This is a genomic window from Bradyrhizobium sp., from assembly GCF_047605465.1.
Taxonomy (GTDB): domain Bacteria; phylum Pseudomonadota; class Alphaproteobacteria; order Rhizobiales; family Xanthobacteraceae; genus Bradyrhizobium.
Genome location: NZ_JASGFS010000034.1, coordinates 1 through 12,484 on the forward strand (window position 1 = coordinate 1; position 12,484 = coordinate 12,484).

Sequence of the window (12,484 nt, forward strand, 5' to 3'; positions counted from 1 at the left end):
GCCGCCGCCCGCGCCGGCGTCCCGGCCTTCATGTCGCTGGTGCCGCCGGCGCGGCCCGACGGACTGTCCGCCAGCGCCGGGCAACCGCCGGGCCGCAGCGTCGCCATTGCCTTTGCGCTCGGAATCCTCGCCCTCGCCCTCGCGCTCGGACCCGGCAAGGCGCTCGCCGGTCTGATCCTGCTGTCGCTCACGGGCCTGATCCTGGCGCGGCTTGCCATTCGCCAGATCGGCGGCCAGACCGGCGACATCCTCGGCACGTTCGAGCAGGCCGGCGAGATCGTGATCCTGCTGGTGGCCGCCTCCATCCAGATGGGACGATGAGCCGATGGCCGCTTTCGACGACGCATTTCGCCGGCAGTTGCGCGAATTGTTCGTCTGGCGTCGCGACGTGCGCCGTTTCCGGACCGATCCGCTTCCGGCCGGCGCGATCGACCGGCTGATCGAGACGGCGTGCCTTTCGCCATCCGTCGGCCTCAGCCAGCCATGGCGCTTCGTCACCGTCGACGAGGCCGCGAGGCGCCGGGCCGTGATCGACGACTTCAAGGCTTGCAACGCCGACGCGCTGAGCTGCTACTCCGGCGAACGCGCGGCGCGCTACGCCGCGCTGAAGCTGTCCGGCCTCGAACAGGCGCCGGGCCATCTCGCCGTGTTCGCGGACAAGGCCAGCGATATCGGCCACGGCCTCGGCCGGGCGACCATGCCGGAGACCACCGAATATTCCGTGGTCGCGGCGATCACCGCGATGTGGCTCGCGGCGCGCGCCGACGGCATCGGACTCGGCTGGGTTTCGATCCTCAATCCCGCGCGCATCCACGTCATCCTCGACGTGCCGGCTTCCTGGAAATTCGTCGCCTATCTCTGCATCGGCTATCCCGAGGCGGAATGCGACCAGCCCGAACTCGAGCAGGCGAAGTGGGAACACCGGCGCGGCGCGGACGACGTCACGCTGCGGCGCTAGTCGGCTTCCGTCACTGCGGGCGCAGCAAAGCAATCCGGAATCCCATCGTGGAGACAGTCTGTATTGCTCCGTCGCAAGAGCTCTTCGCAATGACAACAGAGAGGACGCAGTTCTCGGCTGCGATCGGCCCTTGCCCACAGCCTGTACGGCACGGCACGAAGCGTGACGGAGGCGACAAAGCTCGAAACGCCGACTCTTTGCGCGCAGTCCTCGGTATCCCGCTGCCGGACCTTGCGAACGAACATTCACAGGCGCTTTCTTTGATCAATTGTGGACGTCAGCCTTTCGCGTTATTCACGTCCGCGGGGATCATCTTGCGAAACATGTCATGACCGAGCGGTCCGCTCCTGCCCGCGCGATGCCGGCGGTCGGCCGCCGCGATTTCATCCGGCTCGCCGGTGCGACTGCCGCGGGCTGGCTTGCGCTCGGCGCAGCGGCGGATCGCATGCGGGTCGTCGCCTCGATCACGGGATTGCCGCTCGACGACGAACTGACCCGGCGCAACATGACGGATACGACGACGTCCCGCCTGGGCGGCCTCATTGGAGGCCTGAAACAGCGCGGCTGGGTCGAAGGCGTCAATATCCGCTTCGAGGTCCGTTCGAGCTTCGGCGCGCCGGCGAAGCTGCAGGCCGCGATCCGGGAGCTGCTCGACCTCAAGCCGGACGTGATCCTGACAAGCTCCACGATCGAAACCGCTGCCGTCATGGCAGCCACCACGACGATCCCGATCGTATTCGCGACCGCCAACGATCCCGTCGGCAACCGCTTCGTCGCAAGCCTCGCGCATCCCGGCGGCAACGTCACCGGCTTCACGAGCAGCACCGCCGAAATGGGCGGCAAATGGCTTCAGCTGATCGAGGAGGCCGTTCCGGGTCTCACGCGCGTCGGCATCCTGTTCAATCCGGCAACGACGCCCCGTGCCGGACGGTTCTTCCTCGACTCCATCGAGCAGGAGGCTGCCGCGTCCGGCATGACCGTGGAGGCAGTGCCCGTCGACAGCGCGGCAGATATCGACGCGGCGATCAGTCGCTTCTCCAATCCGCCCAGGGCGGCGATGATCGCCCTGGTCGACAGCTTCCTCGTCATCAACCGCCAGGCGGTCGTCGCGGCTGCGGCCAGATATCGCGTCCCGATGATCTACCCGTTTCACTACTTCGTGGATGCGGGCGGGCTGATGAGCTACGGGCCGACGCTCGAAGTGCGCGCGGCCGACTATGTCGACCTCATCCTGCGCGGCACCAGGGCCGGCGACCTGCCGGTGCAATCGCCACGCAAATACGAGCTCATCATCAATCGCACGGTCGCCTCTTCGCTCGGGTTGAAACTGCCCTTCACCCTGCTCGCGCGCGCCGACGAGATCCGCGAGTGAACGAGGCGATCGACCAGAAACGGATGCGAACGCCGCTCGGCCGGCTGTTCCGCAAATACCTCTATTCGATCGTGGCGCTCGCCTTCGCCTCGCTCGCCATCAACACGGCGTTCGACGTCTGGTTCTCGTACCGCGAGCAGAAGCAGCTTCTTGCGGCAACCCAGCGCGAGCAGGCCGCATCCGCCGCGATCCAGATCGGCCAGTTCATCAGCCAGATCGAGAACCAGCTTAAATGGCTGTCGCGCCTGCCCGCCGAGCTCTCGACACACGAAGACGATCGCCTGAATGCCATTCGCCTCCTGCGCCTCTCGCCCGCGATCGCCGAGATCGCGCAGCTTGACTCGCAAGGCCGCGAGCAGGTCCGCGTCTCGCGCCGTGTCGCCGACAGGGTCGGCAGCCACGACGACCTCTCGGCCTCGCCGGCCTTCCGCGGCGCGAATGACAGCGCGACCTATTACGGGCCGGTCTACTTCTTCGGCGGCACCGAGCCGTTCATGACGCTCGCCGCGCGCGGCACCGGGCGCGATCCCAACGTGATCGTCGCCGAGGTCAATCTGCGCTTCATCTGGGACCTCGTCGCCGGGATCAAGGTCGGCAATACCGGCAAGGCTTATGTGGTCGATCGCATGGGACTTCTGATTGCGCATCCCGACCTGTGGCCGGCGCTGCGCCGCACCGATCTTTCCACGCATCCGGACGTCCGCGCCGCGCTCGATGGCGCGCCGCCGCCCGCGGCGGGTCTGGTCAAGCAGGATCTGTCCGGTCAGCGCGTCCTGTCGACATATGCGACGGTGCCCTCGCTCGGCTGGCTGGTGTTCGTAGAGCTTCCGGTCAGCGAAGCCTATGAGCCGATCTACGCATCGATCGGACGATCGACATTTCTCCTGATCGTCCTGCTGGCCTGCGCCGTCCTGGTCGCCTTCCTGCTCAGCCGCCGCATGACCGTGCCGATCCAGATGCTGACCCAGGGCGCACGGCGGATCGAGAACGGCGATCTCGGCCAGCGGCTCGCGATCAGGACGGGCGACGAACTGGAGGCGCTCGGCGACCAGTTCAACCGGATGGCTGCGCATCTTCGCGAGTCCTATGCCACGCTCGAACGCAAGGTGGCTGAACGGACCTCCGAGCTCGAAAAGGCGCGCGATCACGCGCTTGCCGAGCATGACGCCGCCGAGCGCGCGCGCAGTGCCGCAGTTGACGCCAACGAAACCAAATCCCGCTTTCTCGCCGTCGTCAGCCATGAGCTGCGCACCCCGCTGAACGGCGTGATGGGGGTGCTGCAACTGCTCGACGACGGCAATCTCGGCGAGGTCCGGCGACGCCACCTCGCCACCGCGGCCGCATCGGGCGAAACGCTGGTCGCGCTGGTCGACGCCATCCTCGAATATGCGCGCCTGGAGGCCAGCGCGGAGACACTCGAGACACGCGACTTCCGCCTCGACCAGCTCATCGAGACGGCGGCCGATTTGATGCGTCCGCAGGCGGTCGGCAAGCACCTCGCCTTCGACCTCGCTTGCGATCCGACGATCGACACTTCCGTGCACGGCGATCCCGTGCGGCTCAACCGCATCCTGCTGAACCTGATCGGCAACGCGATCAAATTCACCCCGCATGGCGGGATCAGCCTGAGCGCGACCGCGCGGCAGCACGACGACCACGTGCTGGTTCGCGTCGTGGTTCGTGATACCGGCATCGGGATCGCGCCCGAGATGCACGAGCGGATCTTCGAGGACTTCGTCCAGGCCGACGACAGCATCGCCCGGCGGTTCGGCGGAACGGGCCTCGGGCTCGCTATCGCCCGCCGCCTCACGCACCTGATGCGCGGCGAACTGAAGGTCGAGAGCACGCCGGGCATGGGCAGCGCGTTCACGCTCGAAGTGCCGCTCGGCCATGCCGCGAGCGGCATGGCTCAAGGTAACCTTCAGCCATCGTCGCGCCGGCTTCGCGTGCTGCTGGTCGACGACGATCCCGTCAATTGCGAGGTCGGCGAGGCCATCCTGAACCGGCTCGGCCACCGCACCACGATCGCGCGGAACGGCGCGTCCGCCGTCGCTCTCGCGCGCGATCAATCCTTCGACGTCATTCTGATGGACCTTCACATGCCCGACATGGACGGCGTGGAGGCGGCATCCCGCATCGGCCAGCTCGGACTGGCGCGAATGCCGCGCATCATCGCCGTGACGGCCGACGTGTCGCGCGGCGCCCGCGAGCGATTGGCGGGTGCCGGCATCGCCAGGATCGTCAGCAAGCCGATCCTGATCAATGCGCTCCGCGAAGCCATCGAGGACGATTCCGGCGACGAGGCGGCCGCGGCACCGTTCGCGGCAGGCGCATTGATCGACCGCCACTTTCTCGACGACCAGAGGGCGCTGCTGGGCGCCGCGCAGATCGCCAAACTGCACCTGCTCCTGCAGCAGACGAGCGAAGAGCTGATCGAGGACATCATCGAGGCCGCTGCGATCGGCGATCGCAGCCAGCTTGCCCGCATGGCTCACCAGCTCGGCAGCGCCGCAGGTGCGCTCGGCCTCGTCCGCCTGTTCGAGCGTTGCCGCGACGTCGAGCTGGCCGCCGCATCGATGTCCCTCGCCGCGTGCGAGGGCGCAGCCCGCGAGCTGGCATTGCTACGACAGGCCTCGATGAGCACGCTGGATGAACTGCTGCGGCCGGTCGAGCAGCGTCCGCTCGACTGACCCCGCGCATCAGGACGATGCGTTCCGCTTCCGGCGGGCGCGGTTCGTCTTCGGCCAGTGATTGAGAGCGACGTCGGCAACTCCCTGCAGCTGGCTTCGCGTGGCCCCGCCTGCCGCCAGCACGGCCATGCCGTAGATCAGGGCCGAAAGATAACGCGCGAGGTCGGCGGGATCGTCGTCGTCGGCCAGGTCACCGTCTTTCACCGCCTTCTGCAGCCGGCGCCGTATCGTCGCCTCGCCACGATCGCGGCGTGAGGCCAGATCCCGGCGGATCGGTTCGGATTCGACGCCGCAGGCGAGCGCTCCCTGAACGCCGAGGCACCCGGGCGGGTTCTTCTTGTCGCCGTGAAGCTCGACCGGTCCGTTCAGCCAGAGCTGGACAGCTTCGAGAGACGTCGGCGCCTGGTCGGCTTCGGCCCTGTAGGCGCCGGCCTTCGCCTCGTACAGGTCCATCACGCGCTGAAACAGGCCCTCCTTGCTGCCGAATGCGGCATAGAGGCTCGCGCGCGTGATGCCGAGCGCTGCGGTGAGGTCGAACAGCGACGTTCCCTCATAGCCCTGCCGCCAGAACAGTCCCAGGGCACGCTCGACGGCCTGGTCCATGTCGAATTCGCGAGGTCGTCCTGCGCTCATGATCCACCCTTGTACATCGTCCCGCTTGCCAATTATAGATCGATCGATCTACAATTGACCTCGCTTGCTGAAACACAAGATGATGGGAGCCGCCGGTGCGCGCAAGTTGCCTCGCAATGATCTTCATGCTGCTCGCACCCGCCGCCCGCGCGGACAGCGATCAGTTCCCCGCCGGCTTCCGGACCAGCACGGTCGCGGCCAACGGCGCCCAGATTCACGTTCGCGTCGGCGGCAAGGGGCCTGCCGTGATCCTGATCCACGGTTTCGGCGATACCGGTGACATGTGGGCCAAGCTCGGGGCGGACCTCGCACGCGATCACACCGTCGTGGTGCCGGATCTGCGCGGCATGGGTCTGTCGAGCAAGCCCGATGGCGGCTACGACAAATGGAATCAGGCGGCCGACATGCGCGCCGTTCTGCAATCGCTCAACATCGACAAGGCGGTCGTCATCGGACACGACATCGGCACCATGGTGGCCTATGCCTATGCGGCGCGGTATCGCGACCTGACCGAGAAGCTCGTCGTCATGGATGCCCCGGTGCCAGGGGTGCCGCCGTGGGACGAGATCGTCCGCAGCCCGCAGCTCTGGCACTTTGATTTCGGCGGGCCGGACATGGAACGGCTGGTCAAGGGCCGCGAGCGCATCTATCTCGACCGCTTCTGGAATGAATTCGCCGGCACGCCCTCCAAGGTCACCGAAGCGACGCGGCGTCACTACGCGGAGCTCTATGCGCGGCCGGGCGCGATGCATTCCGCCTTCGCGCAGTTCAGGGCGATCCGCACCGACGCCGAGGACAACAAGAAGGCGATCGCAACCAAGCTGACGATTCCCGTGCTCGCCATCGGCGGCGAAAAATCCTTCGGCAAGATGGAGGCCGTCGTGATGCGAAATGCGGCGACCGACGTCACCGAGGTGGTCGTTCCCGGCGCCGGACACTGGCTGATGGAGGAGGATCCGGCGGCGACCGTGAAGGCGGTTCGTCAGTTCGTCGGTGACGGGAAATAGGACGACGAGCCGGGCTGACATGTCTCAGCTCGGCTCTTCCCTCGACAGGGGCGTCGAATGAGCCGAGGCGCGTCTTCCGCTCTTGACCAAGCCGGACATTTCTCGTTCGACGAAGCGCTCTGAACTGTCTACGCTGGCCCGAAGTGAGGAAGTTCGCGCGGGAGCCTGGAATGCTGCTAGCCTTTGCGCCGTTTATTGCCTTCGCAGTTCTCAATCATTTCTTGTCGCCGACCGCCGCATTGACCGTGGCAGCCCTGGTTTCGTTTGGATTGATCGGGAAGGAATTGTTGTCCGGGCACTCGGCCAAGATGCTCGAAGTCGGAACTTGCGTCTTGTTCGGCGGCTTGGCCGCCTATGCCTTTCTGACCAACGCGGATTGGCCGATCGTGGGTGTCAAGCTGGCGGTCGATGCCGGGCTGTTCGCCATCGTCCTCATCTCGCTGCTGATCCGGCGTCCCTTCACAATTCAGTACGCGCGCGAGACTGTGCCCCAAGAGCTGTGGGCAAGCCCGCAATTCTTCCGGACCAATCAGGTCATCACGCTGGTTTGGCTGGCCGCGTTCGCGGCCATCATCGCTGCCGACCTCATCCTTCTCTATCTGCCCGACGTGCCGCACAAGATCAGTGTGTTCCTGACGATCGGAGCCTTGTATGGCGCCTACAAGTTCACGATGTCCTATCCCGAAACGGCGCGTGCCGGCGCCCGCTGACGGCCGCGTGACGCGATCACCTGCCGTCAGCGCATCGCGGCGGCCGCCTCGTCCTCGCGGGCGAACCGTTCGACCAGGAAGTCGATGAAGAGCCGTACCTTGACCGACAGATGCCGCGTCGGCGGATAGACCGCATAGAGCGCGAGCGGCGGCGCCGAATAATCCTCGAGCACGGCGCGCAGCTCTCCCTTGTTCAGGGCATCGGCGGCGATGAAGCCCGGCAGCAGCGCGAGTCCCCTGCCCTTGATCGCGACATCGCGCAGCACCTCGGCATTGTTGACGCAGAGCGACCAGGCCGGCTGGATCCAGTGATCGCCGTCGGCACCGGTCAGCTTCCACTGATTGCCGGTGAGCAGGAAACCGTAGGTCAGCGAGGCGTGGTCGCGCAGATCCTGCGGATGCCTCGGCGTGCCGTGACGCGCCAGATAATCCGGCGAAGCGCAGATCATGCGTGCAACCGGCATGATTTTTCGCGCGATCAGGCTCGACGATTCCAGTTCCGCGATGCGCAGGGTCACGTCGAAGCCGTCCTGCACGGGATCGAGCAGATCGTCGCTGAGCACGAGCTGGAGCTGAAGTTCCGGATATCTCGCCATGAAATCGGCCAGCACCGGTCCGAGCCGCATGGTGCCGAACGACATCGGCGCGTTGACGCGCAACAGCCCGCGCGGCGCCGACTGGGCCTGCGTCACCGCCTGGTCGGCAGCCTCGATCTCCGACAGGATCACGACGGCCCGTTCGAAATAGTGCTGGCCGCTCTCGGTCGGGCTCGCATGCCGGGTGGTCCGGTTCAGGAGCTGTACGCCGAGGCTCTCCTCGATATCGGCGATGTATTTGCTGATCGCCGAGCGCGACAGCCGCAGCTGCCGGCCCGCCTCGGCAAAGCTGCCGCTTTCGACCACCTTCACGAAGGCCCGGAGACTGGCGACCTTATCCAAGGCTTTGCCCCGGCGATTGTTTCCAAATCGTAGACATAGCCGTCATATTTGCATGGATTGTCTCCAATCCAAAGCCGAACGATATTTCCGGGCAGAGCAAGACCGCTCCCCGAATTCTGGAGGACGACAATGTCTGGACTGCACCACGTGACCGCCATCGCCGGCGACCCCATCCGCAATTTCAGCTTCTACACGCGGGATCTTGGGCTGCGCTTCGTCAAGAAGACCGTCAATTTCGACGATCCCGGCACCTACCATTTCTATTATGGCGACGAGACCGGCCGCCCCGGCACCATCCTGACCTTCTTTCCGTGGGCCGGTGTGCCCGCGGGACGGCGGGGCGTCGGCGAGACCCATCAGACCGCCTTCCGCGTGCCGCAGCGTTCGCTCGGCTACTGGACGCAGCGCTTCACCGAGAAGGGCATTCGTTACGAGGCGCTGGAGAAGCGGTTCGGTGAATCCGTGCTGCCGTTCACCGATCCCGACGGGATGGCGCTCGCGCTGGTCGGCATTCCCGGCGCCGAGAACGAGCCCGGCTGGAGCAACGGCGACGTGCCGGCCGAACATGCGATCCGCGGCTTCCACGGCGTGACCTTGCTGCTCGACAGCGCGGCGAAGACGGCTGCCGTCCTCACCGACGTGTTCGGCTTCAAGGAGACGGCGCGCGAGGGCTCCGTGATCCGCTTCAAGGCGCCCGGTGATGCCGAAGGCAGCGTCGTCGACATCTACGAAGCCAAGGGATTCCTGCGCGGGCATCAGGGCGGCGGCTCCGTGCATCACATAGCCTTCCGCGCGGCCGACGACGCCGAACAGGGCCGGATGGCGCAGAAGCTCGTGAGCGATCACGGCCTGCATCCGACCGAGCAGCGCGACCGCAACTACTTCCGCTCGATCTACTTCCGCGAGCCCGGCGGCGTGCTATTCGAGATCGCAACCGACATTCCCGGCTTCGCCGTCGACGAGCCCGTCGCGACGCTGGGACGAGACCTGAAGCTGCCGAGTTTCCTCGAAGCACAGCGCAAGCAGATCGAGGACGTGCTGCCGAGCCTGGAAGAGAGCGTGTCATGACCTCAAGTTCATTCATCCACCGCTTCGAGCCCGCGACCAACGCGGGCTCTCCCCCGCTCCTGCTGCTGCACGGCACCGGCGGCGACGAGAACGACCTGCTCGGGCTCGGCCGCATGATCTCGCCTGGCTCCGCCCTGCTGTCGCCGCGCGGCCGCGTGCTCGAACACGGCATGCCGCGATTCTTCCGCCGCCTTGCTGAAGGCGTGTTCGACGAGGAGGACGTGCGCCGCCGCGCGCTCGAGCTCGGCGACTTCGTCGCGGAAGCGCGGCAGCAATACGGCATCGCCGCGCCGATCGCGGTCGGCTTCTCCAATGGTGCCAACATCGCTGCTGCGCTGTTGCTGCTGAAGCCCGAGGTGCTGGCGGGCGCCGTCCTGCTGCGCGCCATGGTGCCGCTGTCGGAGCCGCCGAGCGCGGAACTCGGCGGCAAGCCCGTCCTGCTGCTCTCCGGTCAGGCCGACCCGATCGTGCCGCCGAGCAATTCGGCAAAGCTCGCCGCGCTGTTGTCCGACGCAGGCGCGGACGTGGTGCAGAAGGTGCTGCCGGCCGGTCACCAGCTCTCGCAGGCCGACGTCACGCTGGCCCGCAACTGGATCGGTGAGATGGAGGTGAAAGCGGCGTGAACCGGACTAGGCGCGTCTTGCCACTTCTTCGTGGGTCAGCCCTCCGACGCGGGCGTTCAACCTCGCGCCGCTGACCATGCAGAAGATGATCGCGATCTCGTCCGGCATCGGAGTGTCCTGCAACGCCAGCGTCACCCCGTCGTAGTGCGAGCGGACGTAGACGTCGTCGATGTGGTTCATCGGAATGTCGATCGCGGCGCCCGGCGAGGCCTGTTTCACCATCGAGGAGATCCAGGCCTTGCCGCCGCCGATCGCTTCGCGGATCGGGTTGGCGTAGGCCGTCGTCAACAGCGCGCTCGCATGCTCCGCCTCGCCGAGCAGACCGACGAGGCCGCCCTTGCCGTAACCCTGCGCCTTGTGCGGGCCCAGCGCATCCAGCGCCATCCGGGCCATGTGCTTTCCGAGATCGACGCTCGCTTCGATCAGCGGGCTGAGGTCCTCGACGTAACGGCCGACATAGGGATTCTCGAGAACGGTAACGACCGACACCTTGCGAACGGGCTGGGCAATCCTGCGGCCGGCCAGTTCGCTCCTGTCCTCGATCTGCGAATAAGAGCGGCGAATCCTGAGCAACGAATGCATCGACGAGTCCTGTGGGTTAGGCCTGGTTGTCCGGCTGGTTTTCCTTGAACGCCTCGCGGGCAGCCTCGCGGGCGTTCTGCACATGCAGCTGCGCGATCTTCCGGGCCGCCTTGGGATCCCGGTCCTTGATCGCGAGATAGAGAGCGTTCATCTCCTCGTAGCTCGCCTTGGTGCGGCCGGACAGCGACATCGACCTGGCACGCAGGAAGTTTATCCGCGCGTGCAATCCATGCAGCGTCTGCTTGATGATCTCGTTGCCGCAATTGCGCAGCAGAACCTCGTAGAAATTCGTCGCGCATTTCAGCTTGTCGGCGGCATCGTTGGTCTTCACGACCCGGCGCAGCGTCTGCACCGTCACCGAGAGGGACTGGATGTCCTCGTCGCTGATGGCGGTTGCGCACCGAGCGGCCGCCTCTCCCTCGAGAAGCGCGCGCAGTTCGTAGATGTCTTCCGCTTCCTTCCAGGACAGCACCGGAATCTGCGGTCCCCTGTTCGGAATGAAATCGATGAGCCGCTCCGACTGGAGACTGCGGAGCGCTTCGCGGAGAGAGGCGCGGCTGACGCCGAGTTGCTCGCACAGATCCGTTTCGACCAGACGGTCTCCCGGCTGGAAGACGCCGGCCATGATCGCGTCCTTGAGCTTCTCGAACGTGCCTTGCTGCACGGTTTTCCGGCTGACACGCAGGTCCATCTTCAAATCGTCTCGTCTTGTTGGCCCGTCGCCGGCGAACAAGCGACATGATGCCTGCGCGAACCGGTCGCACGCGAATGTATAGCAGCGCCCGCGCGATGCGCGACAAAAAATGTTGCACTACGCTGAAAATCTGTGCAGCATAATCACATCATGTCCGATTGTCGGACAATAACAAAAATAGTCAGATCCGGGCCAACCGGCTGACTGGGTTGAGGAAACGGCTTCATCTCGCGCGTCGCCGGGCTTGGCATGTGCCTTGCTCTGAGGTGAGGACCATCTGAGGAAGGACTGCCGCATGCTCACGACCGCCCCTGCACCGACCGAATTGCCGATCAAGGAGCATGTCATCGACACGGGCCGGATCGCCCTCAATGTGCGCGAAGCCGGAAGCGGGCCCGTCGCCATCTTCCTGCATGGCATCACCGCCGTCGGCGCCGTCTGGGACCCCATCCTGCGACTGGTCGGGGGCACCGTCAGGGCGATCGCCGTCGATCAGCGAGGGCACGGGCGCAGCGGCAAGCCCGAGGGCGACTATTCGGCCGACGCGTTCGCGAAGGACGTCGTGTCTCTCATCGAGACTCTCGATAGCGGGCCGGCCATCGTGGTCGGCCATTCGCTCGGTGCGCGCAATGCGGTCGTCGCCGCCGTGCAGCGTCCCGACCTCGTTCGCGCCGCGGTCGCCGTCGATTTCACGCCCTATATCGAGGACGAGGTGTTCGAGGCGCTCGAAGCGCGGGTCAATGGCGGCGATCGCCCCTTCGCGTCGGTTGAGGAGATCGAACACTACCTGCAGAACAGATACGTCAACCTGCCGCCCGATGCGGTGCGGCGGCGCGCGATGCATGCCTATCATCGGCTCGGCGAGCAATACCGCCCCCTCGCGAGCCCCTCCGCGATGACCGCGACGGCTCGCGGCCTTCGCGAGGATCTGGTTTCGGCGTTCACGGCCGTGAAGGTGCCGGTGCAGCTCGTCAGGGGCGCCGAGAGCAAGCTCGTTTCCCCGGCGGCCTGGGACCGCACCAAGAAGCTGCGGCCGGACCTTCCCGCCGTCGAGGTCGGCTCGACCGACCACTATGTTCCCGAAGAAGCACCGGCGGCGATCGCCGCTGCCACTCTGAACGCGGCGGCGACCTGATCGTGGCGCCGATCAGCCCTTCTCCGAGACACGCCGGAACGGCAGAGGCATCGTCGCCTCTGACCGCGGCCTTT

The 12,484-nt window shown here is 66.0% G+C and carries 13 protein-coding genes; 9 read left to right on the top strand and 4 right to left on the bottom strand.

Going from position 1 to position 12,484, the window contains the following annotated elements:
* The 4 genes from QM712_RS22645 to QM712_RS22660 form a co-directional block, all read left to right on the top strand.
* Positions 1-321: adenosylcobinamide-GDP ribazoletransferase (locus tag QM712_RS22645; protein ID WP_415025363.1), on the top strand; the 321-nt coding region annotated here is incomplete at its 5' end.
* 4 nt (positions 322-325) lie between these two features.
* Positions 326-958, top strand: a complete 633-nt coding sequence (bluB, locus tag QM712_RS22650; protein WP_415025364.1) for a 5,6-dimethylbenzimidazole synthase — start codon at positions 326-328, stop codon at positions 956-958.
* A gap of 328 nt (positions 959-1,286) precedes the next feature.
* On the top strand, positions 1,287-2,330 hold the full coding sequence (locus tag QM712_RS22655) for an ABC transporter substrate-binding protein (protein ID WP_415025365.1): 1,044 nt from the start codon (positions 1,287-1,289) through the stop codon (positions 2,328-2,330).
* A complete protein-coding gene (locus QM712_RS22660; protein WP_415025366.1) occupies positions 2,327-5,020 on the top strand; it encodes an ATP-binding protein in 2,694 nt (897 codons plus the stop codon). Before QM712_RS22655 ends, QM712_RS22660 begins: the two co-directional genes overlap by 4 nt.
* 9 nt (positions 5,021-5,029) lie before the next feature.
* Here QM712_RS22660 and QM712_RS22665 read toward each other — a convergent pair whose 3' ends face one another.
* Positions 5,030-5,653 (bottom strand): TetR/AcrR family transcriptional regulator, encoded by a 624-nt coding sequence (locus QM712_RS22665; RefSeq protein WP_415025367.1) that lies wholly within the window; start codon positions 5,651-5,653, stop codon positions 5,030-5,032.
* Between the two features lie 125 nt (positions 5,654-5,778).
* Here QM712_RS22665 and QM712_RS22670 point away from each other — a divergent pair, with 125 nt between their 5' ends.
* Together QM712_RS22670 and QM712_RS22675 are read left to right on the top strand one after the other, a co-directional pair.
* Positions 5,779-6,660 (top strand): alpha/beta fold hydrolase, encoded by an 882-nt coding sequence (locus QM712_RS22670; protein ID WP_415025426.1) that lies wholly within the window; start codon positions 5,779-5,781, stop codon positions 6,658-6,660.
* A gap of 143 nt (positions 6,661-6,803) precedes the next feature.
* On the top strand, positions 6,804-7,370 hold the full coding sequence (locus tag QM712_RS22675; protein ID WP_415025368.1) for a hypothetical protein: 567 nt from the start codon (positions 6,804-6,806) through the stop codon (positions 7,368-7,370).
* 26 nt (positions 7,371-7,396) lie between these two features.
* On the opposite strand, the gene QM712_RS22680 is transcribed toward QM712_RS22675, so the two are convergent.
* On the bottom strand, positions 7,397-8,308 hold the full coding sequence (locus QM712_RS22680; protein WP_415025369.1) for a LysR substrate-binding domain-containing protein: 912 nt from the start codon (positions 8,306-8,308) through the stop codon (positions 7,397-7,399).
* Positions 8,309-8,437: 129 nt separating this feature from the next.
* On the opposite strand from QM712_RS22680, the gene QM712_RS22685 reads away from it, so the two are divergent.
* Both QM712_RS22685 and QM712_RS22690 read left to right on the top strand, forming a co-directional pair.
* Positions 8,438-9,376, top strand: a complete 939-nt coding sequence (locus QM712_RS22685; protein WP_415025370.1) for a ring-cleaving dioxygenase — start codon at positions 8,438-8,440, stop codon at positions 9,374-9,376.
* Positions 9,373-9,999, top strand: a complete 627-nt coding sequence (locus QM712_RS22690) for an alpha/beta hydrolase (protein ID WP_415025371.1) — start codon at positions 9,373-9,375, stop codon at positions 9,997-9,999. Before QM712_RS22685 ends, QM712_RS22690 begins: the two co-directional genes overlap by 4 nt.
* Before the next feature lie 6 nt (positions 10,000-10,005).
* Here the strand turns inward: QM712_RS22690 and QM712_RS22695 are convergent, their stop codons facing one another.
* Together QM712_RS22695 and QM712_RS22700 are read right to left on the bottom strand one after the other, a co-directional pair.
* Positions 10,006-10,581 carry an amino acid synthesis family protein gene (locus tag QM712_RS22695; protein ID WP_415025372.1) on the bottom strand — a complete coding sequence of 192 codons (576 nt, stop codon included), beginning with the start codon at positions 10,579-10,581 and terminating at the stop codon, positions 10,006-10,008.
* A 16-nt stretch (positions 10,582-10,597) separates the two neighbouring features.
* Positions 10,598-11,272: a GntR family transcriptional regulator gene (locus QM712_RS22700; RefSeq protein ID WP_415025373.1), complete on the bottom strand. Its 675-nt coding sequence runs from the start codon at positions 11,270-11,272 to the stop codon at positions 10,598-10,600.
* Between the two features lie 298 nt (positions 11,273-11,570).
* On the opposite strand from QM712_RS22700, the gene QM712_RS22705 reads away from it, so the two are divergent.
* Positions 11,571-12,410, top strand: coding sequence for an alpha/beta fold hydrolase (locus tag QM712_RS22705; protein ID WP_415025374.1), 840 nt, complete (start codon positions 11,571-11,573; stop codon positions 12,408-12,410).
* Positions 12,411-12,484 lie beyond the last annotated feature (74 nt).

What these genes read in the sequence shown, in the direction of transcription:
- QM712_RS22685 (WP_415025370.1), top strand. Translation starts at nt 8,438, where the DNA reads ATGTCTGGACTGCACCACGTGACCGCCATCGCCGGCGACCCCATCCGC.
- bluB (WP_415025364.1), top strand. Translation starts at nt 326, where the DNA reads ATGGCCGCTTTCGACGACGCATTTCGCCGGCAGTTGCGCGAATTGTTC.
- QM712_RS22670 (WP_415025426.1), top strand. Translation starts at nt 5,779, where the DNA reads ATGCTGCTCGCACCCGCCGCCCGCGCGGACAGCGATCAGTTCCCCGCC.
- QM712_RS22695 (WP_415025372.1), bottom strand. Translation starts at nt 10,581, where the DNA reads ATGCATTCGTTGCTCAGGATTCGCCGCTCTTATTCGCAGATCGAGGAC.
- QM712_RS22665 (WP_415025367.1), bottom strand. Translation starts at nt 5,653, where the DNA reads ATGAGCGCAGGACGACCTCGCGAATTCGACATGGACCAGGCCGTCGAG.
- QM712_RS22700 (WP_415025373.1), bottom strand. Translation starts at nt 11,272, where the DNA reads ATGGACCTGCGTGTCAGCCGGAAAACCGTGCAGCAAGGCACGTTCGAG.
- QM712_RS22705 (WP_415025374.1), top strand. Translation starts at nt 11,571, where the DNA reads ATGCTCACGACCGCCCCTGCACCGACCGAATTGCCGATCAAGGAGCAT.
- QM712_RS22655 (WP_415025365.1), top strand. Translation starts at nt 1,287, where the DNA reads ATGACCGAGCGGTCCGCTCCTGCCCGCGCGATGCCGGCGGTCGGCCGC.
- QM712_RS22690 (WP_415025371.1), top strand. Translation starts at nt 9,373, where the DNA reads ATGACCTCAAGTTCATTCATCCACCGCTTCGAGCCCGCGACCAACGCG.